We start from the raw sequence: 356 nt of genomic DNA on the forward strand, positions 1-356 counted from the left end.
TTTGTGTGTTGAATGTTTGGTCTATTAGTACCGGTCACCTCCACACCTTACGATGCTTCCAGATCCGGCCTATCAACCCCATCATCTATAGGGGACCTCAAAAGAAACCTAATCTTGGAACAGGCTTCCCGCTTAGATGCTTTCAGCGGTTATCCCTTCCGTACGTAGCCAACCAGCCATGCCCCAGGCGGGACAACTGGCACACCAGAGGTACGTCCATCCCGGTCCTCTCGTACTAGGGACAGCCTTCCTCAAGTTTCTACGCGCGCGGCGGATAGAGACCGAACTGTCTCACGACGTTCTAAACCCAGCTCGCGTGCCGCTTTAATGGGCGAACAGCCCAACCCTTGGGACCT

Annotated in this window: 1 rRNA gene; it reads right to left on the reverse strand. The window is 54.5% G+C overall.

What is annotated here, in order from left to right:
• Nucleotides 1–4: 4 nt before the first annotated feature.
• Nucleotides 5–356: ribosomal RNA gene (locus HMPREF2857_RS03635) — 23S ribosomal RNA — on the reverse strand; the annotation flags it as partial.

It is taken from the genome of Corynebacterium sp. HMSC076C10, assembly GCF_001812455.1.
GTDB classification, from domain to species: Bacteria; Actinomycetota; Actinomycetes; order Mycobacteriales; family Mycobacteriaceae; genus Corynebacterium; species Corynebacterium jeikeium_D.